We start from the raw sequence: 25,829 nt of genomic DNA, 5'->3' as shown, positions 1-25,829 counted from the left end.
TGGGCACCAGGAGCTTCGGGCTCTTGATTACATCTCCCACCAGCAGCGCCGGCTCAAGGTCGAAAACACGTGGTAACCAGGCACCTGGAAGTACCGAAGCCACTCCTGGTCTCCCACGCTCCGGTTCATGGCCCAGGAGTGCGCCTCGTCGGCGCTCACGAGGTCCTTCGAGAACATGAAGAAGCCGCGGGCCGGTTCCCTGGGCGCGCCGTGCTCCCGCCATGCGGCGATGACGGTCGTCATATCGAAAGGTCCAAGGGAGTAGGGGCGGCTCGACTCATTGATGCAGCCGCTCGAGCCGCATGCCGCCACATAGGCACAAAGGAACCGCTCCAGCCACTCGCCCTCGGCCATCCCTCCTGGCTCCACATAGGGAACCTGGTCATCGATCTCCAGCCCCACCCCCGTGCCTTCCTCCAACCGCCAGAAATGCAGATAGACGAAGGCCTTGATGCTCCGGGCGAAGTAGCACACCGCGAAGCCGTCCCATCCCTCCGAGATGTCCAGGGGCGCCCTCCCTCTTTGGAGGTCCAGCACACTTTCTTCCAGGACACGAAGGGGGGCTGATGCATCTCCCCTATAGAGGCGCGCTATTTCCTTGTGGGCGAACCGGTGAGCGTCGCGAAGCGATTGCGTCTGGCTGAACACCTGGGAATGAGGGGCGGACACATCCGACAACCGGAACCACCTGGACGTACTCATGACACCACCAGAACCTGTCGAGGTCAGACAAAGAGGCACACTGGCTGGTCAACGCAACACCTGCCGCATTATGGCTGCTGAAGTTCTCCGCCTTCACCCACGGGCGCCTCATGCGCCCGTGAACGCGCTCCATGGTCAGGTAGAGCCGGCGGGGCGCCGCGCCTGAGCGCTTGTCACAGGCGCGGATGCCCGCGATGCGGTCCCTCTGCTCGCCCTGCCTACCGTGCGCTTTCGCCAAGGTGTGCCGGGAACGTCCACGCGTAGGGCTTCACGTGGCGGAAATGGACGCATGCGCCCAACCGCTCACGGCGCCAGCGTGGGGACGCACGGAGCCTGTCCGCCGGAGCTCGCGTAGGCCCGCACCCGGCTGACCAGATTGCCATTGTCCGTCTCCGGCGTCGTCTGCCGGCCCTCGCCCGCGCCGAACGAGAAGCCCAGCGAGTGGGCCGCGGCGACTTCATCCAGGTGCGAGAAGAAGTAGTCCACGCGGTTGTCCCGCCAGCGCATGTCCGTGTTGGGCAGCGCCATGTGGCCCACGGGCAGCTGCCACCACAGGTTCGGGAGGTTCAGCTGCTCGGAGACGGCCTTGGCCCAGGCGAAGGCCTGGTGGAAGTTCGGGCGGGTGGCGTTGGTGGCGTCCCACCACACGTCCTCGCCCTGCGACTGGTAGAAGCCCGCGTCGCGGTCCGAGGCCTCCACCACGACGAAGTCCGTTTCGCTCGCGCCCACCTGCGAGAGGAAGTCGGCCACCTTGCGCGCCTCGCCGGCCACGTCGAAGGAGGCGTCCGTGTTGAGGTACACGTCGATGCGCGTCGCCCACGGGCTGGCGTGCAGGCCCACCTTCGCGTTGGGCGCGTACTTGCGCGCCATGGCAATCATGCAGCGCCCCAGGCCCGCGGCATTGTTCTCCATGCCTCCGCAGTCCGTCGGGTTCGCGCTGGCCACCTGCGCGGGCACGCTGCTGGCGGTGCCATGGAAGAACTGGAGGTAGCCCCACAGGTCCGGCTCGATGTGGAGCATCGCCTGCGCGTCGCCCACCTGCTGCACCACGAAGCGCCAGTCCGCCAGATAGCGCCGCATGAAGGACAGCTCGTTGAGCGCTTCGAGCTGCTGCTCGCCCTCCGCGCGCCCGCTGCCCAGCAACTGCTGGTAGTAGGTGATGAGCGGAAACTGGCCGCGCGACCGGGTCCGGGACACGAAGCCTCGCACGTAGTCGCCCGGTGGCTGCGACACATCCTGCCAGCAGCCCCACCAGGCGCAGCCGCCACCCTGGCACGACGTGCCCGACGCGCTGCACCCCGACGTGCAGGACGTGCAGGCGTTGGGCGAGTCGAACAGGCCACCCGCGATGTAGAGGTAGTGGATGTCGAACGGCGCGCTGGCCGCGGTGCCGTCCGCCATCTGCGCGCCCACGAGCAGCCGGTCCTTCCCCAGCGACGACAGGAAGGACTCGCTGAGACAGTCCGATGGCCCCGCGCCACCCCCGTCCGGCCTGTTCGTGCCCGCGTCGTCCGAGGGCCCAGGGCCGTCATCGTCCGAACTGGAGCTGGAGCAACCCGTCACCAGCAGCAGTCCCAGCGTCAGGGAAAGAAGTCGCCTCGGCCTCATTGGAGCGTGGATGTGCCTCATGGGCCGCTACGCTACTCCCCGGCCCGCGCACCGTCTGTGTGGGCCAGGCAACGGGTGCAGCCGGACACCAATAATCCGCCAAACATTTAATATAAGAAAATCTTGAATAATGTTTCACGCGGCTGGAGCCTCGGCTTCCCCCTGGTCGCGTCCGGTGGGCGGCTCGGGCCGCTTCACGGGGGCGCGGCCCATCCCCCCGAGGACGCGATGAAGACGCGATTGTGGTTGCTCCTGGTGCCCGCGCTGGTGGCGGCCGGCTGTGGTCCCATCGATGCGCAGGAAGAGCCCGTCATCGACGAGCTGACCGGCCAGGTGCTGCTCGAGGCCACCACGAAGTACGACATGCACCGGCTGCTGGAGGACACGGACATCACCGGCGGCCAGTGGATTACCACCGCGCAGGTGCAGGCCTTCCTCCAGCAGAATGGCTCGTATCTGGCGAACTACCGGGACCCGGCCTTCAGCAACAAGACGGCCGCGGCGCTCATCGTCGAGCGCTCCAAGGCCTACGGCATCAGCCCGCTGTACATGCTGAGCCGCATCCAGGTGGAGTCCAGCCTCATCCAGAGCGGTACGTCCAACAACCTGGCCAAGGCCACCGGCTGTGGCTGCCCGGACACCAGCGGCTGTGACGCGCAATACGTGGGCTTCGGCAAGCAGATTGAGTGCTCGGCGAAGAAGCTGCGGGGCTACCTGACGGACCTGGACGCGGGGCGGCCCACCATCTCCGGCTGGCGCGTGGGCGTGACGAAGTCGACGTCGGACCCGTGCTCGGTGCGGCCCGCGAACAAGGCCACGGCGGCGCTCTACACGTACACGCCCTGGGTGGGGGCGTATGCCCTCCAGTGCGGCCGCACCAACGTGGGTGGCTCGTCGCTGGTGGCCGTCGTCTACCACCGCTACGAGTCGGCCTATAACTGGGGCGCGGCCTCCAGCTGCTACTCCGAGACGGCGGACAGGGACGTGCCGGAGCTGGGCTGCGTGCAGAGCTCGTCGGACGCCATGTGGCGGCAGTGCCAGTCCGGGGCCTTCACGTCCGGCAGCACCACGAAGCCCACCAACTGCACCGTGTCCTACGGCTGGTGCTCCTCGGCCACGCTGGGCCGCTCGGTGCCGCCGCGCACCTGCGTGCAGTCCACCGGGGACGGGCAGTGGCACCAGTGCGGCTCCAGCAGCGCGTGGCTGAGCGCGCCGTCCGCGCCCATCTCCGGCGCGGGCCCCGCGGGTTCCTGCTTCGCGATGTACGGGCTCTGAGCGTCCGAGCGGCGGCTCCCGCCCGAAGGACGGGAGCCCGCCGTGCCAGGGACGCGGCTCAGTACTGGTTGGTCCAGATGAGGTCCAGGCCGCCCGAGCGCGCGTCGCCGTACTGGCCTTCCAGGCTCCAGCGCGTGCCGAGCTGGTACTCGAAGCGCACCGCGTTGGCGTTCTCGCCCTGCTGGAGGTTGGCGCCCACGCGGCCGGTGTAGCCGACGTAGATTTTGTCCGTCACGTAGGTGCCGACCTCCAGCTTGGTGCCGGCGATGCCGGACTCGCCGGCCTCGATGGAGACGACGTCCAGCGGCAGCTTCGCCGCCAGGGCCTTGCGGGCCTCGTTGGCCACCAGCGAGCCCACCACGGACGCCGCCTGGGCGCTGGCGTTCATGGACGCGCCCGAGCCCCGGTCCAGCGTGCGCCGACCGGTGGCCAGCAGCGTGTAGATTTCAGACTCCGGCAGCGGCGGGTCACTGGTGGGCTTGAGCGTGATTTCACGCCCCTGTCCCCGGATGGTGACGAACACGGTGACCTTGGCGCTTTCGTTGCGGTGCTCGGCGGTGACGTTGATGTACGGCGTCATCGGCGGACCCGTGAAGCGCACCTGGCTGTCACGCTGGATGTCGAAGCGGCGGCCCAGCACGTCCACGCGGCCGCGCAGCACGCGCACCTCGCCGAACAGGCGCGCCACGTCGGTGTACTCGACGCGGAAGTCCTCGGACAGCCCCAGCTCCGCGTTGATGTCCGAGCCCTTCACCCAGAGGTTTCGCGGCGCGTTCACGTTCATCCAGACGACGAGCGGCTGCGTTTCCGCTTCGCTCCCCACGTCTGCCACGCCTTCCGCGGGGGGCGCACCGTCCGCTGGCGCGGCATCGGGGTTGGGCGTGGGCGGCGTCTGGGCTTCCTTGCGCTTCTTGCGGTCCAGCGGCTCGCCATTGCGCACCAGCACCACGTCACCGGGCCGCTCCAGCGCCTGCAGGTCCTTGCGCTTGGCCTCCGGCAGCTCGATGGTGGCCTCGGGGATGGCGATGTTGCGCAGGTTGATGAGCCGCTGGGAAACCGTTCCCTCCACCTTGCCGCGCAGGCTCACCAGCGCCATGAGCTGGTCGTCGACGATGATGGGGAAGTTGCGCATCACCAGCGGCGGGGCCGATGAGCCCGGGCTGGACAGCTCGTACTCGCCGCGGGGGTTGCGGACGGCGGTCAGCGGCGAGTCGAGCTTCAGCGAGCCGTTGCCCGCCTTCGCGGCCAGCGTGGTGAGGGCGATGGACTCCTGGCTGGCCTTCAGGGCGAGCTGGATGTCGCGGTACTCGCCCAGGCCCATCAGCCCCAGGTTTCCGTCCTTCCACTCCAGGCTCCCGTTGAAGCTGGGGGCGCCCAGGGTGCCGGCGAGGCTGGCGTCCGCCTGGAGCACGCCGCCGATGCTGCGCAGCATCTCCACCGTGCCCGACAGGAAGGACGGGTTGAAGTTGCGCGCCTTGAGCGCCACCTCCACCGGGGCGTTGTCCGTCTGGAGGCCCCGGGTGATGGCGGGCAGCGACACGTCCAGGCCCAGGCCGCCGTTCACCAGCAGGGTGCCGCCGCCGGGCTCGGTGAGCAGCAGGTCGAAGCGGGAGCGGGTGTCCTTGTACGCGTAGTTCAAGCGCACCTGGCCCAGCCCGGTGCTCCCCATGCCGAGGCCCTGCACGCCCGCGGTGAGCTCCACCTGCGGCGTGTCCAGCGTGCCCCGCGCGCCCAGCTCCATCGCCAGCACGCCCTGGATGCCCTTGGGCCGACCGCCTTGCGGTGGCGGCGTGCCCTGGGCCACGGGCGAAGGCGGGGGGGCCACGCCGGGCAGCTCCTGCAGCGGCACCGGGCCCACGCGGCCGGTGATGTCGAACGGGATGTGGCCGTACACCTCCTGGTCCTGAAGCGCGCCCAGCGGTGCGTCCAGCGTGGCCGTCAGCTGGGCCAGGGGGCCGTTCTGGCGCTGCGCGGCCAGCGTCAGCTTCACGTCGCGCTCGCCGCCCACGACGTCGAGCTGCCCGTTCATGGGCGGCAGGTCATTCACCGTCACCGCGTTGGCCTTCACGCGAAGCGTCGCCTGCGGCACCAGCACGGAGCCCTCGAAGTCGAGCTGCGCCGTTACCGTGCCGCCCGGCTGCTGCACCCCGCTCATGCCTTGCAGCAGCGTGAGGGGCAGCTCCGTCACACGCGCCTCCACCCCGAGCGTCGTGGCGAAGATTTCGTCGGGCGTGGGGGGCTTCGCCAGCAGCCCGCCCAGTGTGAAGGGCGTCTTCAGGGCCACGTAGGTCCGCGGGCCCAGGCCCTGCACGTCCAGGCGCGCGGCCAGCGACTGGTCCTCGCGGTTGGAGGCGGCACGCAGCTCGAAGGCCAGGGCCTGCGCGAGTGAGAAGCCCGGCGGCGGCGTCTGGTAGCGCACGTCCTGGCCGCGCAGGGTGAAGTCCAGCAGGGGCTCGCGCGCGGGGCCCTCCACGGACAGCGTCCCTGTCAGCCGGCCGCTGGCGCCCTCGGGCCGCCCCGCGAGCTTCATCGTCCCGGCCACGTCCAGGTCTTCCAGATTCACCCGCAGGGACATCGCGTCGCGCCGGCGCTTGAGGACGCCCTGCACCGGCACGTCGAACTCGGCGGCGAGCCGCGCCACGGGCAGGCCGGCCGTCAGCGTGCCGGTGGCGCGGTCCTTCACGTAGCGCGCCTTCAGCTCCGCCTGGAGCCCCTCGTATCCCCGCGCACGGCCGTCCTCCAGCCGGAGGTCGGCCTCCGCGTCGGGCCGGGACCTCCTCCCGCTGGCGGCGACGTGGCCCGTCAGCGTGCCGCCCAGGCCCAGGGACTGGGGGACGAAGGCGGCCGGCAGCCGCGACAGGTCGAACGCGCCCAGCTCCACGCGCGCCGTCACCCGCTGGCCGCGCAGGGCGCCTTGCAGCGACAGCGTCTGTCCCTGCGACGCGAGCACCAGCGGGGGCGTCACCTCGACGTTCCCCCCGCCGAAGGCCACGTGGGTGGGGCGCTGGAGCGTCCAGGTCGCCTCCGGCCAGGACAGCGCCAGTTGCTGGATGCCCAGCCCCTGGCCGTTGGCGTCCACTTCACCTTGCAGCGTGAGCGCCAGCTCGGCGTCGCCCTGGACGCGTACGCTGGCGTCCAGCGCGCGCTCGTGCGTGGCCAGCGTGACGGCGACGTCGCGCAGGTCGCGCCCGCCCGCGCGCAGCCGGGACACCACCAGCGTGGCGTCGGTGGTGAGAGGCTGGGTGACGTCGGGCATCTCCAGCTTCACCGTGAGGTCCTGCGCGGCCACGTCGCCGTAGCGAAGCGTGGCGAAGCCGCCGTCGACCGTCACGGCGGGCGTGCGCAGCGGGCCCTTCACGGCGAAGTCCAGCGTGCCGTTGCCCGCCATGGGCGCCACCGTGCCCGGCAGCAGCTTCGCGAGCATCTGCGACAGCAGCGCGAGGTTGCCGGCGGTGAGCCCGCCTTCCAGCTGCACGGACTCGGAAGTGCCTTCTCCCCGGGCCTGCAACGCCACGCCCGGCGCGAGCATGCGCAGCCGCATCAGCGAGTACCGGCCCTCCTTTGCGCTGGCCTCCAGCTCCACCGGCCCCAGCGGCTGGCCCAGGTACTCGGAAGGGGACACCGTGAGCTTCACCTCGCCCTCGAGGGACTCGAGGCTCGTGCCGCCGCCCTTCGCGTCCAGGTCCGCGGAGATGCGCGTCGTGGGGCCCTGCGCCATCAGCTGCGACAGGTCCACGTCGCGCGCCTTCACGGAGAGGCCGCGGGTCTGCATCCGCTCCAGGTTCAGGTCGCCCTTCGCCGTCAGCGTGGCGCTGGCGGCCTTCGCGGTGAGGTCCACGCGGGCCTCGTCGCCGTCCAGTCCCGCGGTGCCCTCCGCGGACACCGGCACCACCAGGGGCCAGGTGGGCACGAAGGCGCGCAGCAGCTCGGGCGGCGCGGACAGGCGGCGCAGCTCCAGCGAGGCGTGCAGCGGCCCTGCCGGCGTGCCGGGAGGCGTCTCCGGGGGCAGCTTCGCGCTGCCGCTCGCGTCCAGCACGAGGCCGGCGGCCTCCAGGCCCACGTCGCCCTGGAACGCGCCCTCCTCACCGCTCGCCTTCACGTTCAGCTTCACCGGGCCCGCCACGGGCAGGGCGAGGCGGGCGGTGGCGTCCAGGTTCGCGCTCACGCCCAGCGTCGCGGCGGCGTAGCGGGCCGAGCCCCGCGCGTCCAGGTCCTCCAGCCGTACCTGCCGCTCGCCCCCTTCGGGCAGCTCCTGGCGGAAGTCGACGTGGCCGTCCTCCAGGACGAGCTCGCGCAGGTCCAGCACCAGCGCGCCGCGGCCCGAGGACGGTTGCTCGGGGTTGGGCTTGCGGGGCTCCAGCGCGCGGGCCAGGTTGAGGCCACGCTCGTCCTGCGCGAGGTACAGGCGCGGGCGCTCGATTCGCGCGGACGGCAGGTCCACGTGCTGGCGCGCCAGCCCCACCAGCCGCGCGCGCACGTCCACCCGGGCGATTTCCGCCACCAGCTCGCCCTCGGGGTCGTACAGCTTCACGTCCTCCAGGACGACGCCGCCCAGCGACAGGTCCAGGCGCCCCAGCTCCAGGCGGCCGGAGAACTGCTCGTTGGCGATGGCCAGCCCCTTCTCGACGAGCCAGGCCTCTCCGCTCGGCGTGGTGGCGAAGACGAGCACGCCCGCGACGAGCAGCACGACGAGGCCCACCAGCCCCAGCAGGCCCCACAGCACGCGGCGCCCCCACCGCGCGGGCCGGCGGGGCGAAGGAGGCGGCGCGGTCGAAGTGGATTCCGTCAAAACGCCTCTCCAATCGACAGGTGCAGCGCGCACAGCCCGTCCGGCGCACCCGCGAACGCGCCGCTGGGCGTGGTCGGTCCGGTGGGCCGCCACCGGCTCCCGATGCCGAAGCAGCCTCCCGATTCGGGATAGATGTATCCCGGGGTGGTGACCGGCAATCCCCTGCCGATGTTCAGCCGCCGCGCGATGTCCAGCCGGATGGGGCCCACGACCGTCAGATAGCGCAGTCCCAGGCCCACGGCATGGTAGTGCTCGGGGCCAAAGAGCTTGGGCCGGTTCGCGTGGGTGAAGTCCTCGATGCCCACCATGCCCGTGTCATAGAAGGCCGCCACCATCAGGCTCTCGGTGAACTGGTAGCGCATCTCCACCGAGCTCTCGAAGAGGCTGTTGCCGCCCACCGGCACGGTGTCCCATTCCTCGTCCTGGACGACGTCCGGGGTGCCGTCGCCGTCCACGTCCGCCGTGCGCTGCAAGGCGGCCAGGGGGGACAGCCGCTGGCCGTTGAAGCCGCGCATGGACGTGCCGCCACCGGAGAAGAAGCGGGTGACGATGGAGCTCTGCGAGCCGCCCGCGGGGTTCAGCGTGCCCAGGCGCAGCTTCGCCGCCAGGACGAACCGCTTGTCCTCGCCGAACGAGCGGTAGAAGCGCAGGTCGGGCAGCAGGCGGACGTAGTCGAAGTCGCCCTGGAGGAGACCGCCGCCCTTCTGGACGGAGAGGGAGAGATAGTAGCCGTCGCGGGGCTCGATGACGTCGTCGCGCCGGTCCCAGGTGAAGGCCAGCTCCAGGAAGCTGAGGGCCGTGTTGCACTGCCCCTGGCTCTCGCCGCAACCCAGGACGATGGGGGGCACGCGGGCGTCGGCGCTGACGCGGCCGGTGAGCCGGTATATCTGGAGGTTGTACGACGGGAAGATGGAGAAGTCGGGGTGCGGCTGCCAGATGACGCCCGTCTGGAGCCTGCCGCCCCAGAAGTCGTAGGCCTGCTCCAGGCCCTTCTCCACCGTGAGCGAGTTCTGCGCCCGCAGGTCCCGGAAGAGGAAGCGGGGCTGCTCGTACTCGGCGGTGATGTCGAAGACCGGGCCTTCCTTGTTGAAGTTGAGGACGTTGGGGATGAAGGCGTAGCCCAGTCGGCCGCGGACGGTGAAGCGGCGCAGGCCGCCGCCGAAGTTGCGGTGGGTCCACTCGCCCACCGCGCGGACCTCCTGCCGGGCCGCGTCCACACCCAGACCGCCGCCCAGTCGCACCGAGCGGAAGGGCGCCTCGCGCACGTCCACCACCACCGGCACCGTGCCCGTCTCGCGGTCCGGCGCGCCGCGGTTCACCTTCACCGCGCCGAACACGCCCATGCGGAAGACGCGCGCCTGCGCGTTGGCCAGCGCCGTCTCGCTGTACCAGTCCCCCTTCTTCAGCGCGCCGCTCACCTGCTCGATGATGCGGCGCGGGGGCACCTGGGGATTGGCGTCCGTGGCGACGAAGGTGTTGCCGAAGCGGTAGCGGATGCCCGGCCGGGTGCGCAGCTCCACCACGGCCTGCCGCGTGTCCACGTCCACCCGGACCTCGCCGTCGACCTCCGCCTCGGCGTAGGACAGCTCGCGCAGGCGCTCCTGGACCCGCGTCTTCGTCTCCTCCCAGGCCTCTTCCCGGAAGATGTCGCCCTCGCGCAGGGGCAGCTCGTCCAGCACGTACTGGCGGTGCTCCTCGCGCACGTCCTCCGGCAGGGTGTCCAGGCCCGTCACCTGGATGTCGCTGATGCGGGTGGGCTCGCCCTCCTGCACCTGGATGTCGATGGCCACCTTGTCACTGCCGTCCGGCTTCACCTCGGCGTTGACGACCTGCGCCTGGTAGTAGCCCTGGGCCTGGTAGTACCGCTCGATGCGGCGCAGGTCCGCCTGCCACGCGTTGGCGTCGAAGTAGCTGGGGCCCCCAAAGGGCCAGAAGCCCCACCAGGGCGTCTCGGTGGTGAGGATGCGGTCCTTGATGGCGCCCTCGCTCACCTGGTCCGTTCCCTGGATATCCAGGGAGGTGACCTTGGGCCCCGAAGGCGGCGGCGCGTTGGTGGTGGCGCAGCCCGCGGTGAGCAGGAGCGCGGCGAAGGTGGCGAGGCAGAGATGTCTGAGCGGGGCGGCGGCCACGGGGTGTTTCATAGCCGGAAGGCCTGGGCCCCAACACTTCTTCCAGCCGGGAGCGCACGGCTTTGTCGCATACCGGGTTCTCCGGTGGCCGCGCAGTGTCCGCCGGCCCGGGCTGCATTCGCGCGAGGACGTGCAAGCCGGCCCCACCTGGCCCAAGATGGGGCATCATGGCCCTGTCCCGGCGAATGAGAAGCCTGGTGTTCTCCGTGCTCGCGGTGTGCGTGTCTTCCTGTGGCGTCGACGAGGACGAGGCGGTGCGCCTCAGGGAAGGCGAGAGCTTCTCCGACGCGCCCTATTGCGGCTCGTTCGGCTGCGTGAACCCGTACCAGTTCTGCACGGAGGTCTTCCTGGAGTTCGGCCGCTCGCCGCCCATCTGCGTCTTCGACGATGTCTGCGAGCGGCTGGAGTGCGTCAAGTCCAACCGGACCTGCGCGCTGTTCGACGGCTTCCCGGCCCAGGTGAAGTGCATCGACTGAGGCGGCCACGCGCGCCCGGGGACCTCGCGGCCCCCAGGCGCGCTGGCCCACGCCTCAGCGCCGCGCGGAGGCGGTGAGCCAGGCCAGCCGCTCGGCGGCCTCGCGCGTGCGCGAATCCGTCAGCAGGTCGCTCACGTTCTGCTCGATGCGGTAGGCCCAGTTGGAGTCGCTCATGGAGCCGGGCAGGTTGATGCGGTCCCGGGTGCCGAGCACGTCCTGCCAGGGCAGCACGCACAAATCACTGGCGGCGTTGAGCGCCGAGGCCAGCATGGCGCGGTGGACGTCCGGGGTGAACTCGCGGGTGATGTGCACGCCGTGCAGCTCCTGCCACGAGCGGGCCGCCGCGTGGCGCTCGTGGTCGCCCGCGCCCTCCCACCACTCGGCCACCGTGTCCGTGTCATGGGTGCCGGTGGTGACCAGGGACACCGTGGGGAACTGGCGCGGGTCGCGGTAGTGGTTGTCGTCGCGCTCCCAGCGCATCACCCGGTAGCCGGGCAGCCGCAGCTCCGCGAGGATGTGGCGCACGAAGGGCGGAATCACGCCCAGGTCCTCGGCGACGATTCCCGCGCCCTCCGACAGCAGGCGGAAGGTCTTCTCGCCCAGGCGGCGGTGGCTCGCCTCGTCTGGCGGGATGAAGCGCCCGGTGGGCGTCTGCTCGTCGCGAATCCACTGGCGGAAGTAGCCCACCGCGTGGTCCACGCGGCGCAGGTCGTAGTAGCTGGCCGCCTTCTTCGCGCGCATCTTCAGCCAGGCGAAGTCGTCCTTCTCCATGGCTGCGAAGTCGAAGTAGGGCAGCCCCCAGTCCTGGCCCGTGGCGGAGAAGTCGTCCGGGGGCACGCCCAGGCGGGCGTCGCGCCGCAGGATGTCCGGGTGGGCCCAGACGTCCGCGCTGTCCTGGCCGATGATGAAGGGCTCGTCGCCGCACAGGAGCACGTCGTGCGCGCGGGCCTGCGCCCGCACCTCGTTCCACTGCTGCTCGGCCACCCACTGGAGCCAGGCGTGGTAGCGCACGCGCCGCTCCAGCTCGCGGGACTTGCTGGCCAGCGCCTCCGGCTGACGGGTGCGCAGCCCTTCGGGCCACTCCCACCAGGCGCGGCGGTTCTCCTGCTCGCTGATGGCGGTGAACAGGGCGTAGCTCTCCAGCCACTCGCCCTGGGCGTCGCGCCACTGGCGGAAGGCCTGGGCGCGCTCGGACTGGGGTGCCCAGTGCTGGGCTTCGAAGACGTCGAAGGCGCGCGCGAAGGCCGCGTCCTTGAGGGGGAAGACCAGGTCGTAGCGGACGCGGGGGGCGCCGCGGGCCTCGGCGAGCTGGGCGCGCTGCGCGTCGGACAGGGCCGCCTCGCCGCCGGACGCCGCGAACTCCGGCACCCGCTGCAGGTCGATGAACAGCGGATTGAGGCCGAAGGCCGAGCGCGTGGCGTACGGGCTCGGGTCGCCAGGCGCCGTGGGCAGCAGCGGCAGCACCATCAGCATCCGCTGGCGGGCGGCCTTCATCCAGGAGAACAGGCCCTCCATGGCACCGAAGTCGCCGATGCCGAAGTCCGACTGCGAGCGGAGGGAGAAAAGCGGGAGCAGAAGACCGGAGAGCCGGCCGGGTGTGGACATGGTGCGATGCAATCTGCCCCAGCCCCGCGCCGGTGGGAACTGCCGTCGCTCTCCGAATGTGGTGCAGTCCTTCGCCTTCCGGACGGAAGGGCCGTTAACATCCAGGCGTGAACTGGTTGCCGGAGTCCTTCTACGCCCGTCCCGCGCTGGTGGTCGCCCGCGAGCTGCTCGGCACCCTGCTGGTGGTGGAGGAGGCCGGGCAGCGCCGGGTGGGCCGCATCGTCGAGACGGAGGCCTATATCGGTGCGCACGACCTGGCGTGCCACGCGGCCAAGGGGCTGACGCCCCGGACCGAGGTGATGTTCGGACCGGCCGGCGTGGCGTACGTCTATCTGATTTACGGCATGCACCATTGCTTCAACGTGGTGACAGATGCCGCCGGCGTGGGGGCGGCGGTGCTGGTGCGGGCGGTGGAGCCGGTGGAGGGGCTGCCGCCGGGGACGCGCACGGACGGACCGGGGCGCCTGTGCAAGGCCCTGGGCCTCACCCGGGCCCACAACCGTCGGGCCCTCTGCTCGCCCGCGCTGCACCTGCGGCCCGGCACGCCTGTTCCCGAGTCAAGGGTGTCCCGGGGCCCCCGGATTGGCGTGGACTACGCCGGGTCGTGGGCCGCCGAACCCTTCCGGTTATGGGTCAGGGACAGTCAACACGTCAGCAAGGGGCCGTCACCCGGGCGCCGCAAGCCCGCTTGACGCCGGGCTTTCTGGCTGGTTGGGTGCGCCCCGCCATGTCCGACGAGGCCGTCAGGGAAGAGGACCGTCAGCTCCTCGCCCGCGCACAGGATGGGGATGTTTCCGCCTTCGAGGCCCTGGTGGATGCCCACCGGGACAAGGTGTACGGCCTGGCGCTCCGGATGACCCGTTCGGAGGCCGACGCGGCTGAAATCACCCAGGATACCTTCCTGTCCGCCTATCAACATCTGAAGGACTTCCGGGGGGATGCGGCCTTTGGCTCCTGGGTGCACCGCATCGCGGCCAACCATGCGCTCATGCGCCTGCGCCACCGCCGCGTCGCCCAGGCGGCCGAGCAGGAGCTCCAGGGGCCGGAGTTTACCGAGCGGGGCTCCCTGGCGGAGTATCCCCAGACGGATTGGAGCCGGGACGCCGAGGAGAAGGCCCTGGACGCCGAGCTGGGGGCCGCCATCCAGCAGGCGTCGGATCGCCTGCCCGAGGGGTACCGGGAGGTCTTCCTCTTGAAAGACGTGGAGGGCCTCAGTTACGAACAGATTGCAGAGGTAACGGGGGACTCCGTCCCCGCCATCAAGAGCCGGTTGCACCGGGCACGGCTCGCGCTCCGTGAAGCCATCGACGCTTTCTACAACCGGGACAGTCGCGCGCTGTGAAACGCGACGAAGCGCTCGGCATCATCGAGAGGAACGAGGGCGCGCCGCAGCCAGCCGAGGTTCGGATGTACAACTGCAAAGACTCCATCAACCTCCTGCTGGAATACCTCGACGGGGAGATGTCCCCGGAGGACACACAGCATCTCAAGGAGCACCTGCGAGGGTGCAGCCCCTGTGTGGAGTTCCTGCGCACCTACCGGGCCACGCCCGGGCTGTGCAAGAAGGCGCTGGCGGCGAAGATGCCGAAGGAAGTCGCTGACAAGCTCACTGAATTCCTTCGCTCCAAAATCAAGTCCGCCTCGTGAACCTGAAGTCACTGTCGCTGCCGGAGCTGGAGGCCGCGCTCGCGCCGCTCTCCCCGTCGCCCACCGCCGTCCGCAAGGTGTTCGCGGCCGTGTTCGCCCACGGTGCGCAGACCGTGGAAGACGTGGCCTCGGCCCGCCAGGTGCCGCGCCGGGTGGGAGACCACCTCCGCGCGCACGCGCAGATGCCGAAGCTGGACATCGTCGAGCGCCGCCGCGCGGATGACGGCTTCGTGAAGTACCTCTTCGACTCCCCGCTGGGCGGGCGCATCGAGGCGGTCCGCATCCCCATCTTCGACGAGAAGTACGTCGTCTGTGTGTCCAGCCAGGTCGGCTGTGCGCTGGCGTGCGACTTCTGCATGACGGGGAAGTTGGGCTTCAAAAGGAATCTCCAGACGTGGGAAATCCTGGACCAAGTGCTCCAGGTGCGCGCGGAGGCGGACCGGCCGGTGCGCGGCGTCGTCTTCATGGGGATGGGGGAGCCGCTCCTCAACTACAAGGAGACGCTGCGCGCGGCGGACATCCTGCGGCACCCGGCGGGGTTCTCCATCGCGGGGGAGGCGATTACGTTCTCCACCGCCGGGCACGTGCCGGCCATCCGCCGCTACGTGCGCGAGGGGCATCCGTACCGGCTGGCCTTCTCGGTGACGAGCGCCATCGCGGAGAAGCGCGCGAAGGTGCTGCCCATCGAGAAGACGCACCCGCTGCCGGAGCTCATCGCCGCCATCCGCGAGTACAGCGAGGTGCGGCGCGAGCGAGCGATGATCGCCTACGTCGCCATCAGCGGCTTCAACATGGGCCGCGAGGACGCCGAGGCGCTGAAGGCGGCGTTCGAGGGCATCCGCATCAAGGTGGACCTCATCGACGTGACGGACCCCACCGGGAAGTACCTGCCGCCCACGCCCGAGGAGCTGAGCGCGTTCCGCGACCACCTCCAGATTCTCAAGTCGCCCGTGGCGCGCCGGTACTCGGGCGGCAAGGAGATTGGCGCGGCGTGTGGCACGCTGGCGGCCACGCAGTACGGCGGCACGGTGCTGCCGCGGCCTCCCGAGGCGCCCGCTTCGACGACGCCGTAAGGCGGGCCAGGGCTGGCCGAGTGGAGAGGTCTCAGGGGGTGTAGGGCGGGCTCCCGCCGCCCTCGTTGTCCCAGCTGTCCTCCCGGTGTCCCGAGCTGTGCCATTCCGACGCGGGGGGCGCCTGACGTGCCAGCGGGCTCACGCTCCAGCTGCCGAAGTCCAGCAACTGGAGGGTGCGGTCTTCCGCACGGACGCGGTAGGCAATCCACTGGTCGCCCAGGAATACCCGGTACGTTCCTGGCGAGACGACCGCGAGCTCCTTCGCATGGGGACGCCGGACCCTGGGCGGGGTGCGGGCCGCGTCCTCGGCGGCTTCGGCGAGCATTTCCAGCCGTTCCTGGATGGGGAGCCGTTCAGAAGGGGGGAGCCGTTCGTACGCCTCCGCGAGCTCGGGGACGATGGTGACGCGATAGGACATGTCGAGAGACCTTGGTGAGGGAGTGGGCCCGCATCATTGAGGGGCGCTCTTCAAACGTTGGTCATGGCGGGCGCGCCCCGCCCGGGCCCGGGCCGCTGGCCGTCGCGCTTGCCTGGGCCGCGTAAGGCGGCGTTCACTCGGTGGCATGCCTCGGGGCATGGCCGGGGGCGCGTTGGATGCGCGCCCAGGGGATGTTCACCGCTGGCAGGGCCGGGATGAAGCCGCTTTCCCCGTGGAGGCGTCCGCCCTAAATCAGACGGTGCATGGTGGAATACATCGACCAGCTCATCATGGCCCTGGGGCCCTTGGGCCTGCTGGTGCTCGGGGTGGCCGCGATGCTGGAGTACGTCGTGCCGCCCTTTCCGGGGGACACCATCACCCTGCTGGGGGGCGTGTACGCGGTGCGCGGCTCGCAGCCGTGGCTGCTCGTCTTCCTCATCGTCACGGCGGGCAGCGTGGCGGGGGCGGCCATCAACTACGCGGTGGGGCACTGGCTGGCGAAGCGCTTCGAGGCCCAGCCCGAGCGGGCCTTCTTCGGCATCACCCACGCGCGGCTGGAGCAGGTGCAGGCGCGCATGCGCGTCAACGGGCCGTGGCTGCTGCTGGTGAATCGCTTCCTGCCCGGCATCCGGGGGCTCATCTTCGTCGCCGCGGGGGCCTCGCACATGCCGCGCATCAACGCGCTGGCGCTGGGCGCGGTGTCCGCCATGGCACATACCGGGCTGGTGCTGGGACTGGGCGCGGCGGTGGGCGGCAACCTGGAGCGCCTGTCGACGCTGGTGGCGCGGTACCAGTACGCGGTGGTGGGGCTGGTCGTCATCGCCATCATCGGCGTGGGCATCCGGATGCTGGCGCGCCGCCGTGCCCCCGCGCCGGGGCCCTGAGTTCGTCGCAGGACGGCGCCTTGGCGTCGCATTGTGATGCTTGGCGTGCCCACGGTTGAGTCGCCGCCATGCTTTCGCATGCGCGGACCTGGAAGCCTTGGCTCGTGATGTTCGTGCTCGCCGTGGCGGCGTGCGGGCCGGATGGCGCGGGCACGGGCGGCTCGCGTCAGGGCTTTCGGCCCCGGGATTCGGTGGTGGACTTCGGCCGCGTGCTGGAGGGCACGCAGGTGCGTCGCGCGGTGACGGTGCTGGCCACGGGGCGCGCGGGTGTGACGGTGGCGTCTTCCGTGGACGGGCCGTTCGCCGTGGTGACGCCAGAGGTGCGCGTGCCCGGGAGCGGTGCGGCCGAGGTGGAGGTGGTGTTCAGCGCGGGCCATGGGCCGGCGGAGGGCACGCTGGCGCTGGTGGGCGCGGGGGTGACGGCATCCGTGCGCCTGACGGGGACGGGCGTCCGGCCCACGCCGTGTCCGGAGCGGCCCTGCTTCACGTTCCACTTCGACGTGGTGTCCGGTGCGTGCGTGGAGACGCCGCTGGAGGAGGGCGCCGCGTGCACGTCGGAGAACCGGTGCGAGGTGGAGGGGCGGTGTCAGTCGGGCGTGTGTGTCGGCTCGCCCCGGACGTGTGATGACGACAACCCGTGCACGGTGGATGCGTGCTCGCCGACGCGCGGGTGCGTGACGACGCGCGTGTCGTGTCCCACGCCGGAGAACCCCTGCCAGGTAGGGGTGTGCGACCGCGACGAGGGCTGCACGGCGGTGGACGTGGACGACTTCGTTCCGTGTGGGCCGGTGGATTGCCAGCTGGCGCACCTGTGCGTCAGCGGAACGTGCCGGCAGGTGACTCCGCCGGAGGGCTTCGTCTGCGCGCCGGCCACGGCGTGCCAGGGGGAGGGCGCGTGTCAGGGCGGCGTGTGCGAGCGGCCGGAGCCCGCGGAGCTTGAGCCGGAGCTCCGGCTCGAGCTGGAGGGAGCGCCAGTGAGCGAGGCGGGAGGTCCGGTGCTGCTCGTCGATGGGGATGCCGTGTTTACCTCCGTGTGTGGTGGGGACGCAGGCTGCCAGTTGGTCGCGTACACGGGCTCGGGGCTGCTGCGGTACGCGTCGGCGTATCCCGAGGGCGGCGCGCGGACGTTGATCGCGGCGTCGGATGCGGGCGTGGTGGTGCGCGCGGAGGAGGGATTGGAGGGCTATGCGCCACGAGGCGTGGGGGAGCGGCTCTGGCAGGCTTCCTGGTCGTCGCTCGGCGCGGATGCGGGAACGTGGCGGGGTGGCTCAGGGACGGGCCACGTGGCGCTGACGGAGTCGGGCGACGTGCTCGCCTACGTGTCGTGGGGCGCCGCGCAAGATGCAGGAGCCTCGGATGGAGGGGGCGGCGTGCCAGAGTCCGCGCGGCTGGTGTGGCTGGCGGGCCGGGAGGACGCGGGCACCGTGATGGGGGCGTCACCGGTGGAGGACTGGAGCGGTGAGGCTCGGCTGGGCATCGACGCGGAGGGCACCGCGTATCTCTACACGGTGGATGGCCGGCTGAGGCGCGTGGAGGCTGTGGACGGCGGGGCGGGGCAGGACGGAGGTGCCCTTGTCGAGCTGTCGTTGACGCCGCTGCTTGACGCCGGAGTCCCGGACGGCGGCGCATCACTGGCCATCACGGAGGAGACGCTCCTGGTGGGAGGGCGCGCCTTCGTTCAAGCCGATGCAAGCGTACAGACGGTCGTGGATTGGAACAGTGGCCCCGGTACGCGAGTGCCCCTGGCGGAGCCCGCGTTGCTGTCCCCCAGTGGAACGGTCGCGTACCTCTTCGCACGCGCGTGCGAGCGCACGGACGGCCTGCCCTGTACGCCCGCCGAGGAGCGCGTGGTGCTCCGTGCGGTGGAATCGGGCACGGGGCACACGGCATGGGAGGTAGACGCCCTTCCAGACGAATCACTACCGGGCACGGTGTACGAGGCCGCCGTGCTCCAGGGGGACACGGTGGGTGTGCTCGCGGACGCGGAGTCACCCGGGGACCACCGGACCTGGCTCCAGTTCTTCGCACGAGGGGCCCGCGTAGGCATGTGCCCGTTGCCGGAGCATCCGCGCGTGGCAGGCGCGGCCTTCGTGGGCCCTCGCATGTACGTCGTCCTGGTGCGTGACGGAGCCTGGATGCTGGAGTCGTACGGCTTGGGGCCAGACATGGAGGCAGAAGCGAGCGGCTGGCCGCAGCGTCATGGTGGCTCGGCGGGGGCACGTCGTGAATCTCCCTGACTCACCACGTCCAGGTGGCCATGCTCACGGTAGCCAGGGGAACCGGACCCGCAGTGCCCTCACGTGGTGACGCTCGGGTCCACCCAGAGGTCATCGAAGCGCACCTGCGGCGGTGTCTGGTGCAGCCGCAGGCTCTGCACCGCCGGGGTCGCGGCCGCGTGGGTGCGGTCGTGGTACAGCGGGATGAGCGGGCAGTCCTCCTGGAACAGCTGCTCCGCGCGCAGGTAGAGCTGGCGCCGCAGCTCCGGGTCGATGGACACGCGGGCCTCGGCGGTGAGCCGGTCCAGCTCCGGGTTCCGGTAGCCCATGGGGAACACCGTCTGCGCGCTGGAGTTGAGCAGGGTGTAGAGGAACGTGTCCGGGTCCGGGTAGTCGGCCAGCCAGCGGTTGCGGAAGGCCGGGAGCTTCCCCTCCGTCACCTGGGCCGTGTACTCCTCGCGCGACATCTCCACGTAGCGCAGCTCCAGGAGCCCCGCCTGGAGCAGCGGCCGGAAGAGCACTGCGTCCTCCGCGGAGGTGTCGTGCCCGCTGGGCCGGTGCAGCGTTAGCCGCAGCCTGCGCAGGCCCACCTCGCGCAGGAGCTGCTCCGCCAGCGGCACGTCCGGCAAGGGCGCGGGCCCCACGTCCGCGTCGTCCAGCAGCTCCGGCGGCGTCAGCGAGCGCGCCACGCGGGCGCCCGGATGGAACTGGGCCACCATGGCCTGGATGTCCATGCCCGCGCGCAGCGCGCGCCGCACGCGCACGTCATCGAAGGGCGCCTGCCGTTGGTTGAGCACCAGGAAGGCGGTGGACGGCGTGGTGCTGGCCGCGACCTGGAAGGCCTCCAGCCCCGGCAGCTCCACGTGCTCGGTGTCCAGGAACGACACCAGGTCCACCGCGCCCTGCCGCAGCAGTGACACCGCTTCCTTCCGCGAGCCCGCGTGCAGGAACTCCAGCCGGTCCACCATCGTCCCGCCCGTGCGCCAGTAGGACGGGTTGCGCTCCAGCACCACGCGCTCCGGCTCCAGGGAGATGAGCCGGAAGGGCCCGGTGCCCACCAGCCGCCCGTTGGCGTCCGTCCGCGCCACCGCCGTGGCGGTGAGCGCCATCAGCTGGAGGAAGAACGCCTTGGGCTCGCGCAGGCGGATTTCCAGCGTGTGGTCGTCCAGCACCTCCAGGCCGGATACGTCACGCGCCAATCCGGCGGCGTACTCGGGAGCGCCCTCCACGTCCTCCAGCAGGCTGCGGTCGGGCGAGCGGAGCGCCGGGTCCAGCAGCCGCTCCAGGTGCCGCTTCACGTCGTGGGCCGTCAGCAGCGTCCCGTCGTGGAAGGTGACGCCGCGGCGCAGGTAGAAGCGGTAGCGGCGAGCGGAGGGGTCGGCCTCCCAGCGCTCGGCCAGGTCGGGCTCCAGCCCGCCGTCCTCCCGCCGCACGAGCGTGGAGAACACGCACGCGGTGAGCTCGGAGACCTGGTTCTCGACGCTGAAGAGCGGGTCCACCGCCTGGCGGTGGCGCAGCGAGGCCGCCTGGTGCAGGCCCACGCGCAGCGTGCCGCCGGCGCGGGGCGTGGGGAGCTTGAAGTGGTACACCTCCGCTTCCAGGCCCTCGGCCTCGTGGCCGAGCTGGTCCACGGTGCGCGTCAGCCCGTCGCCGATGCGGATGACCCGGCGCGCGTCCTCGCGCACCTGGGCGACCTCCTCGCGGATGGCGGCGTCGGCCTTGGTGAGCACCGCGTTGGCGGAGCGCAGCTCCTCGATGGCCGCGCTCAGCCGCACCACCGACTCGGACAAGTCCCGCCCCGTGCGCGCCTGGGCCTCCGCCTTCTGCGACGCGCCCTGGCCCACGCGGGCCATCTCCTGCGTCTGGCGCAGCAGCTCGCGCGCGTGGCCGGACTGCTCGATGGCCATGCGCGTGACGTCCTCCACCCGCAGGGCCACGCGGCGGCTGGCCTCCACCACCGTGGCGCCCTGGGCCTCCAGCCGCTGCGTCTCCGCCACCGTGGCCTCCACGGCGGTGAAGGTGCGCTGGGTGATGGTGCGAATCTCCACCAGGGCCTCGGCGGCGCGGTCGCCCAGCGCGACGCCGGCGGTGGCCTGCTCGCGGCCCTCCTGCACCAGCGTCACGGCCGTCTGCACCGCGTCGCGCACGCCCGCGACCATGGCGCCGATTTCGCGCGTGGAGCGCGTGGTGCGCTCGGCCAGGTTGCGAATCTCGTTGGCCACCACGCCGAAGGGGCGCCCGTGCACGCCGGCCTGCGCGGCGATGATGGCGGCGTTGAGGGCCAGCAGGTTGGTCTGGTCCGCAATCTCCTGGATGACGTCGACGATGCGCCCGATTTCCATCGAGCGCGTGCCCAGCATCTCCATCAGCTCGGCGGCCTTCCGGACCGTCTCCTCGACCCGGTACATGCCCTTGACGCTGTCGCCCACCAGCACCTCGCCGCGCTCGGCGGTGGCCGTCACGGCGATGGCCAGCTGGTTCGTCTCGTTGGCGCGGCGGCGCACCGAGTCGATGCCGCCCTCCACCGCGGCCACGAAGTCCTCGGCCTCGCTGGCGAAGCGGCCCAGCTCGTCACCGGACGCGGCGATGTTGGCCATGCGCTCGGCCATGGCCTGCATCAGCGACGTGGTGTTGTGGGCGAACGTGTTGACCTGCGCGAGCGAGTCCACGACCTGCTCCAGCCGCTCGGTCATCTCCAGCAGCGCGCCGGTGGTGTCGACGGCGAAGACCTCCAGCTGGTGCACGCGCTTGCCCGCCACCTGGAGGCTGCCGCCCATGCCGCTGACGGCCTCCAGCGTGCGCTCCACGGCGCCGCCCTGCCGCCGCGCGGCCTCCAGCAGCATCCGGGCCTGCCCGCTCACGTCCGTGCTGGTGCGGTGCAGGTTGGCCGTCACCCGCTGCACCTGGGACAGCGCGCGGCGCAGGGACAGGATGAGCCGGCGCACGTCCTCGTGGCCCTCGTAGCGCGGGCCCACGGTGGTGGTGAGGTCGCCCTCCGCCAGCCGCGCCATGACGTTCCGGCGCACCCGGCGCCGCTGGGCCGCCCAGCGGAACCACGCGACGTAGCCGCCCAGCAGGTAGAGCGCGGGCGTGGCGAGCAGCACCACCGCCCAGGTGGCGTCTGGCAGCGGCTCCCCCGATACGGCTCGCAGCAGCCCCCCCAGGAGGAGCGCGGAGACCAGCCCTGCCGCCAGGCCGAACGTGAACAGGTACCGTTTGGCGCCCATGAAGGACTGGAACGCTACTCCGCCTTCTCGCGCCGGTCCTCAAAACGCCGCACACTGCGGCCGTGGCCCCCCTGCTCACCCTGCTGCTCCTGACGCTCCCCGTGAAGTCCGAAAATCCCGGACCAACAGCGGCCCCGAGCGCCTCGACGCGCTACGTCTTCGCCTGGAGGGGCGTGCCGGTGGGCATGGTGACGCTGACGCAGGCGCCCGGCCGCTTCACCTACGTCAGCCAGCACCTGCACACGCGCGCCGGCAGGGCGGGGGAGCGCCGCCGGGAGCAGACGCTGGCGGTGGACGCCCAGGGCCGGGTGCGCGGCTCCCAGGCCGTCCCGCAGGCGCTGTGGCTCTGGCGGGGCATCCCCCCCGTGGGCTGCGTCGTGGGGCGAGAGGAGCTGACGGGCCGCGAGGGCCCGCACTGCGTCACCGCCGTGGACGGACGCCGTGTGGAGGGCACGCTCCTGGGGGCAGCCTTCCGGGCACGCTACGGCGATGACGGGCGGATGGAGGCGCTGGAGGTGGGGGACTCGCGCTTCACCGTGGCCGCGCCCGGGGAGCGGCTGCGCGCGCCGCCCGAGCTCTTCTCGGACGGGCTGCCGGTGGAGGGCACGCGAGGGGCGCTCGCGCTGGAGCCCCCGCTCGCGGTGCCGGCGCGCCTGGAGGGAATGACGCCGTGGACGGCGGGGGCGGCCCGGGCCCTGGCGGCGGAGGTCCACGCGGCCTTCCCGGAGAAGGGGCCGGGCGCGGCGGACTGGCACGAGGACGGGGAGGGCGAGGCGGGCGGGTGCCTGGCGCATGCGCTGCGCTTCGCCGCGAGGGCCCGCGCCCAGGGCATCCGCGTGGCGCTGGTCCACGGGCTCCTGGCCGTGGACGGCGGCCCCGCGCGGCCCCACGCCTGGGTGCGCGTGGCCTTGCAGTCCGGAGGCACGCTGGACCTGGACCCGACGTCCCTGGACGCGGTGACGCCTGCCACCCACCTGCCCGTGGCCCTGGCGGATGCGCAGGGCCCGGCGCTGGAGGCGGGGGCGCGGTGGCTGTCGCTGCTGCGCGGGGCGCACCGGGTGGTGCGCCAGCCGTGAGGTGGGGCGCTACTCGAAGGGGATGATGGACACCTTCGCGCCGGCCTCGACGCCCAGCACCTCCTTGGCGCGCGCGGGCAGATAGGCCTGGGTGTTCTCCAGGCGGGCCTGGCAGCGCACGGCGCGGAAGCGGTTGCGGCCGGAGTCGCTCTCCGTCGCGACGAGCACGTCATCGCCCTCCAGGTCGAAGTCCCCCTCCGCCACCTTGAGCGTGCGGTACTTGCGCACCAGGGTGATGTCGGCGGTGTCGGCCTCGAAGTGCGGGCCGCCGTCGAACGGGTCGATGCGCTCCATGTACTTGAAGCCGATGCGCTCCAGCATGCGCTGCACGCCGCGCGTCTGCGGGCCCACCTCGCCCAGCACCTTCTGCACGCGCGCCGGGAAGAGCGACGCGTAGATGTCCGAGGCGGGGAAGAGCTCCTTGATGAACTCCTTGTTCTGCCGGCTGAGGCGGTCCGCCTCCTGGTAGGTGAGGCCGGTGAACTTCTTCCCGCAGGCCTCCCATAGCAGGCTGCGGCCGTCCGGCAGCAGCGGCGGGAGCAGCTCCGCCAGCACGCGGGGCCGGAACAGCCGCCGGTGCATGGCGATGAAGAGGAAGCGCCCATAGGACAGCTGCTTGCCGGGCTTGTCCGGCGTGGCGCGGTAGGGCGGGTCCACGACGAGGCCGCCCACCTCCGTGGGGCCTTCGTAGTTGTACGCGATGGAGAGGACCTTGTGGCGAAGGTGACGGGAGAGGGACGCGGAGTAGTGCTCGCGCTCGCTCACCTCATAGTAGATGTGCGGAGCCTCGAAGGTACCGTGCTGCGCGATGATCATCGACGTTCCGATGATGAGGCTATTGCGCACGTCCTCGAGCACGAAGAGGTACTCGCGCTCGAAGGGGTTCTTCACCTTGCCCGCGAAGCTCTTCACCGACGTGTCCACGATGGCCGAGAGCGTTTCCTCGTTGTTCGGCAGGTTCACCGTGTTCAGCACAGCCGCGAGCCTCTTCAGCCCGGGCAGGTCGGTCTTCTGGACGTCACGCAGGACAAGCATGGGGACACTCGGGACGCCCCTGTGATGGAGCGCCGGAAAGGGGTGACCATACCCCACACCTGCCGCCAGTCAGCTTGAAGGTTGCTCGTCCTGTTGATGACGCGACGTGTTGTGGGTGGCTTGCCAGGACGGTCGGAGTGTGCAAGCCGCCCCGCTCCCGTCGTGAAACATCAACTGAAACATCCAAGGGCTTGCATGCCCGGCCGTCCACTTGCCAGGCCAGCGGGAAGGTTTTGACCCGGGAATGAAGCAGGGAATGGTTTGCGCTACGGTGTGTCAGACGTCGCATTCCCAACCTTTGCGAGGATGTCTTTTGAAAGCCTTTGTCCCCGGCTGGCTTGTGATGTGGTGTGTCCCAGGGCTCGCGATGGCAGGCGTCGTGTGGCGGGGAGACTTCGAGACGGGTGACCGTTCGCAGTACTCCAGCACGCAGATGGTGAACGCGAACCGGCTGCAGGTGGTGACGTCCCCGGTGGCCGAGGGCAAGTACGCGCTGAAGGCGACGGTGTACCAGGGCGACGACCCCATCAACGCCAGCGGGAACCGCAACGAGCTGGTCTACATGAGCAACGAGGCGGTGGGCTCGGAGTACTACTACCGCTGGAAGGTGATGTTCGCGCAGGACTTCCCCAGCGCGGACACCTGGCAGCTCTTCACGCAGTGGCACCACGACGGGTGCTGCGGCTCGCCGCCGGTGGAGTTCTACGTCAAGGGCGAGGAGATTCGCCTGTCGCTCCCTGGCACCAACGAGATTCCGTGGCGGACGAAGCTCACCCGGGGCGTGTGGCACGAGTTCATCCTGCACGCGAAGTGGTCGCCCGACCCGAAGGTGGGCTTCGTCGAGCTGTGGCACAACAAGGAGCTGGTGCTGCCCAAGCGCGGCGCGATGACGATGTACTCGGGGCAGCGGAACTACCTGAAGGTCGGCCTCTACCGGAGCGACACGGTGAGGCCGGTGGGCGTCGTCTACCACGACGGCTTCATGCAGGCGACGGCGCTGGCGGACGTGCTCGAGCAGAAGCCGGACCCGGAGCCGCCGCCCGTGGACGCGGGGACGCCGGTGGACGCGGGGACGCCGGTGGATGCCGGCTCGCCGGAGGACGCCGGCACCGTGGACCCGGACCCGGAGGATGCGGGCACGTCCCAGGAGCCCGAACCCGAGGCCGACGCGGGGACGCCGACGTCGCCCGTGGACGCGGGCACGGACGCCGGTCCGAACGTGCCCACGCCCGGCGGCATCTCATCGGAAGATGGCACCGCGGCGCAGTCGGGGTGCAGCAGCACCGGTGGCTCCGCGGCGGCCTTCGCGCTGCTGGGGTTGATGGGCCTGGCCGGCTACCGCCGCCGCAAGGGCTGAGCCTCCTGGGGTGCGTGGGCCCCAGGCTCGCGCGCCTTCGTGGGAAAACGTGAGGGACGCGGCGCGCTCCACATATCCGGAGCGCTCGTACCCACGGGCGAGGTCGGCTCGACACGGACGGTCCGTCCAGCTCCGAAGCGGTGCGCCGCTCTCGTTCGAGCTGAAGACCCAACGTGATACGTCTCATGCTTCGCCGTCTCCATATGACGGCGCCCCGCAGTGAGAGACTTTCATCTCCAGAATTCCTGACGCGTCCGCGGAGCATCTGACGTGTCAGCAGCGCTCCGGATGTCTGTCTTCTTGGTGGCCGGG

General features: G+C 71.0%; 18 protein-coding genes. 10 read left to right on the top strand and 8 right to left on the bottom strand.

Going from position 1 to position 25,829, the window contains the following annotated elements:
- Positions 1-27: 27 nt before the first annotated feature.
- Together VZL07_RS09005 and VZL07_RS09000 are read right to left on the bottom strand one after the other, a co-directional pair.
- Entirely contained in the window at positions 28-537 is a 510-nt protein-coding gene (locus VZL07_RS09005; RefSeq protein WP_426754948.1) for a hypothetical protein, read from the bottom strand.
- Between the two features lie 468 nt (positions 538-1,005).
- Complete coding sequence (locus VZL07_RS09000; protein WP_426754947.1) at positions 1,006-2,310, bottom strand: hypothetical protein; 1,305 nt, start codon at positions 2,308-2,310, stop codon at positions 1,006-1,008.
- A 228-nt stretch (positions 2,311-2,538) separates the two neighbouring features.
- On the opposite strand from VZL07_RS09000, the gene VZL07_RS08995 reads away from it, so the two are divergent.
- The gene (locus VZL07_RS08995; protein WP_426754946.1) at positions 2,539-3,585 is read left to right on the top strand and encodes a hypothetical protein; all 1,047 of its coding nucleotides are present in this window, start codon (positions 2,539-2,541) and stop codon (positions 3,583-3,585) included.
- Positions 3,586-3,643: 58 nt separating this feature from the next.
- Here the strand turns inward: VZL07_RS08995 and VZL07_RS08990 are convergent, their stop codons facing one another.
- The gene (locus tag VZL07_RS08990; protein ID WP_426754945.1) at positions 3,644-8,374 is read right to left on the bottom strand and encodes a translocation/assembly module TamB domain-containing protein; all 4,731 of its coding nucleotides are present in this window, start codon (positions 8,372-8,374) and stop codon (positions 3,644-3,646) included.
- The gene (locus tag VZL07_RS08985) at positions 8,371-10,515 is read right to left on the bottom strand and encodes a BamA/OMP85 family outer membrane protein (protein ID WP_426754944.1); all 2,145 of its coding nucleotides are present in this window, start codon (positions 10,513-10,515) and stop codon (positions 8,371-8,373) included. Before VZL07_RS08985 ends, VZL07_RS08990 begins: the two co-directional genes overlap by 4 nt.
- A gap of 155 nt (positions 10,516-10,670) precedes the next feature.
- On the opposite strand from VZL07_RS08985, the gene VZL07_RS08980 reads away from it, so the two are divergent.
- Positions 10,671-10,979, top strand: a complete 309-nt coding sequence (locus VZL07_RS08980) for a hypothetical protein (RefSeq protein ID WP_426754943.1) — start codon at positions 10,671-10,673, stop codon at positions 10,977-10,979.
- Between the two features lie 54 nt (positions 10,980-11,033).
- Here VZL07_RS08980 and VZL07_RS08975 read toward each other — a convergent pair whose 3' ends face one another.
- Positions 11,034-12,584: a 4-alpha-glucanotransferase gene (locus VZL07_RS08975; protein ID WP_426754942.1), complete on the bottom strand. Its 1,551-nt coding sequence runs from the start codon at positions 12,582-12,584 to the stop codon at positions 11,034-11,036.
- Between the two features lie 107 nt (positions 12,585-12,691).
- Between VZL07_RS08975 and VZL07_RS08970 the strand changes: the two genes are divergently transcribed.
- The 4 genes from VZL07_RS08970 to VZL07_RS08955 are packed head-to-tail and all read left to right on the top strand — an operon-like array spanning position 12,692 to position 15,304.
- Complete coding sequence (locus VZL07_RS08970) at positions 12,692-13,276, top strand: DNA-3-methyladenine glycosylase (RefSeq protein WP_426754940.1); 585 nt, start codon at positions 12,692-12,694, stop codon at positions 13,274-13,276.
- A gap of 35 nt (positions 13,277-13,311) precedes the next feature.
- Complete coding sequence (locus VZL07_RS08965; RefSeq protein ID WP_426754939.1) at positions 13,312-13,926, top strand: RNA polymerase sigma factor; 615 nt, start codon at positions 13,312-13,314, stop codon at positions 13,924-13,926.
- On the top strand, positions 13,923-14,231 hold the full coding sequence (locus VZL07_RS08960) for an anti-sigma factor family protein (RefSeq protein ID WP_426754937.1): 309 nt from the start codon (positions 13,923-13,925) through the stop codon (positions 14,229-14,231). The genes VZL07_RS08965 and VZL07_RS08960 overlap by 4 nt, the downstream gene beginning before the upstream one ends.
- Positions 14,228-15,304, top strand: coding sequence for a radical SAM protein (locus tag VZL07_RS08955; RefSeq protein ID WP_426754936.1), 1,077 nt, complete (start codon positions 14,228-14,230; stop codon positions 15,302-15,304). Before VZL07_RS08960 ends, VZL07_RS08955 begins: the two co-directional genes overlap by 4 nt.
- 31 nt (positions 15,305-15,335) lie before the next feature.
- On the opposite strand, the gene VZL07_RS08950 is transcribed toward VZL07_RS08955, so the two are convergent.
- The gene (locus tag VZL07_RS08950; protein ID WP_426754935.1) at positions 15,336-15,722 is read right to left on the bottom strand and encodes a type II toxin-antitoxin system RelE family toxin; all 387 of its coding nucleotides are present in this window, start codon (positions 15,720-15,722) and stop codon (positions 15,336-15,338) included.
- Between the two features lie 263 nt (positions 15,723-15,985).
- Between VZL07_RS08950 and VZL07_RS08945 the strand changes: the two genes are divergently transcribed.
- A complete protein-coding gene (locus tag VZL07_RS08945) occupies positions 15,986-16,606 on the top strand; it encodes a DedA family protein (protein WP_426754934.1) in 621 nt (206 codons plus the stop codon).
- A 107-nt stretch (positions 16,607-16,713) separates the two neighbouring features.
- Positions 16,714-18,843 carry a hypothetical protein gene (locus VZL07_RS08940; RefSeq protein WP_426757266.1) on the top strand — a complete coding sequence of 710 codons (2,130 nt, stop codon included), beginning with the start codon at positions 16,714-16,716 and terminating at the stop codon, positions 18,841-18,843.
- A 59-nt stretch (positions 18,844-18,902) separates the two neighbouring features.
- Here the strand turns inward: VZL07_RS08940 and VZL07_RS08935 are convergent, their stop codons facing one another.
- Positions 18,903-22,049, bottom strand: a complete 3,147-nt coding sequence (locus tag VZL07_RS08935; RefSeq protein ID WP_426754933.1) for an ABC transporter substrate-binding protein — start codon at positions 22,047-22,049, stop codon at positions 18,903-18,905.
- A 62-nt stretch (positions 22,050-22,111) separates the two neighbouring features.
- On the opposite strand from VZL07_RS08935, the gene VZL07_RS08930 reads away from it, so the two are divergent.
- On the top strand, positions 22,112-23,125 hold the full coding sequence (locus tag VZL07_RS08930; RefSeq protein WP_426754932.1) for a lasso peptide biosynthesis protein: 1,014 nt from the start codon (positions 22,112-22,114) through the stop codon (positions 23,123-23,125).
- A 9-nt stretch (positions 23,126-23,134) separates the two neighbouring features.
- Here the strand turns inward: VZL07_RS08930 and VZL07_RS08925 are convergent, their stop codons facing one another.
- On the bottom strand, positions 23,135-24,160 hold the full coding sequence (locus tag VZL07_RS08925; protein ID WP_426754931.1) for an arginine N-succinyltransferase: 1,026 nt from the start codon (positions 24,158-24,160) through the stop codon (positions 23,135-23,137).
- 256 nt (positions 24,161-24,416) lie between these two features.
- On the opposite strand from VZL07_RS08925, the gene VZL07_RS08920 reads away from it, so the two are divergent.
- Positions 24,417-25,517 carry a heparin lyase I family protein gene (locus VZL07_RS08920; protein ID WP_426754930.1) on the top strand — a complete coding sequence of 367 codons (1,101 nt, stop codon included), beginning with the start codon at positions 24,417-24,419 and terminating at the stop codon, positions 25,515-25,517.
- Positions 25,518-25,829 lie beyond the last annotated feature (312 nt).

The organism is Pseudomyxococcus flavus (assembly GCF_050038885.1).
Lineage (GTDB): Bacteria > Myxococcota > Myxococcia > Myxococcales > Myxococcaceae > Myxococcus > Myxococcus flavus.
This window is presented reverse-complemented; position numbering and strand designations above follow the sequence as displayed.

What these genes read in the sequence shown, in the direction of transcription:
- VZL07_RS08995 (WP_426754946.1), top strand. Translation starts at nt 2,539, where the DNA reads ATGAAGACGCGATTGTGGTTGCTCCTGGTGCCCGCGCTGGTGGCGGCC.
- VZL07_RS08950 (WP_426754935.1), bottom strand. Translation starts at nt 15,722, where the DNA reads ATGTCCTATCGCGTCACCATCGTCCCCGAGCTCGCGGAGGCGTACGAA.
- VZL07_RS08925 (WP_426754931.1), bottom strand. Translation starts at nt 24,160, where the DNA reads ATGCTTGTCCTGCGTGACGTCCAGAAGACCGACCTGCCCGGGCTGAAG.
- VZL07_RS08965 (WP_426754939.1), top strand. Translation starts at nt 13,312, where the DNA reads ATGTCCGACGAGGCCGTCAGGGAAGAGGACCGTCAGCTCCTCGCCCGC.
- VZL07_RS08920 (WP_426754930.1), top strand. Translation starts at nt 24,417, where the DNA reads ATGGTTTGCGCTACGGTGTGTCAGACGTCGCATTCCCAACCTTTGCGA.
- VZL07_RS08935 (WP_426754933.1), bottom strand. Translation starts at nt 22,049, where the DNA reads ATGGGCGCCAAACGGTACCTGTTCACGTTCGGCCTGGCGGCAGGGCTG.
- VZL07_RS09000 (WP_426754947.1), bottom strand. Translation starts at nt 2,310, where the DNA reads ATGAGGCCGAGGCGACTTCTTTCCCTGACGCTGGGACTGCTGCTGGTG.
- VZL07_RS08975 (WP_426754942.1), bottom strand. Translation starts at nt 12,584, where the DNA reads ATGTCCACACCCGGCCGGCTCTCCGGTCTTCTGCTCCCGCTTTTCTCC.
- VZL07_RS08980 (WP_426754943.1), top strand. Translation starts at nt 10,671, where the DNA reads ATGGCCCTGTCCCGGCGAATGAGAAGCCTGGTGTTCTCCGTGCTCGCG.
- VZL07_RS08985 (WP_426754944.1), bottom strand. Translation starts at nt 10,515, where the DNA reads ATGAAACACCCCGTGGCCGCCGCCCCGCTCAGACATCTCTGCCTCGCC.
- VZL07_RS08940 (WP_426757266.1), top strand. Translation starts at nt 16,714, where the DNA reads ATGTTCGTGCTCGCCGTGGCGGCGTGCGGGCCGGATGGCGCGGGCACG.
- VZL07_RS08945 (WP_426754934.1), top strand. Translation starts at nt 15,986, where the DNA reads ATGGTGGAATACATCGACCAGCTCATCATGGCCCTGGGGCCCTTGGGC.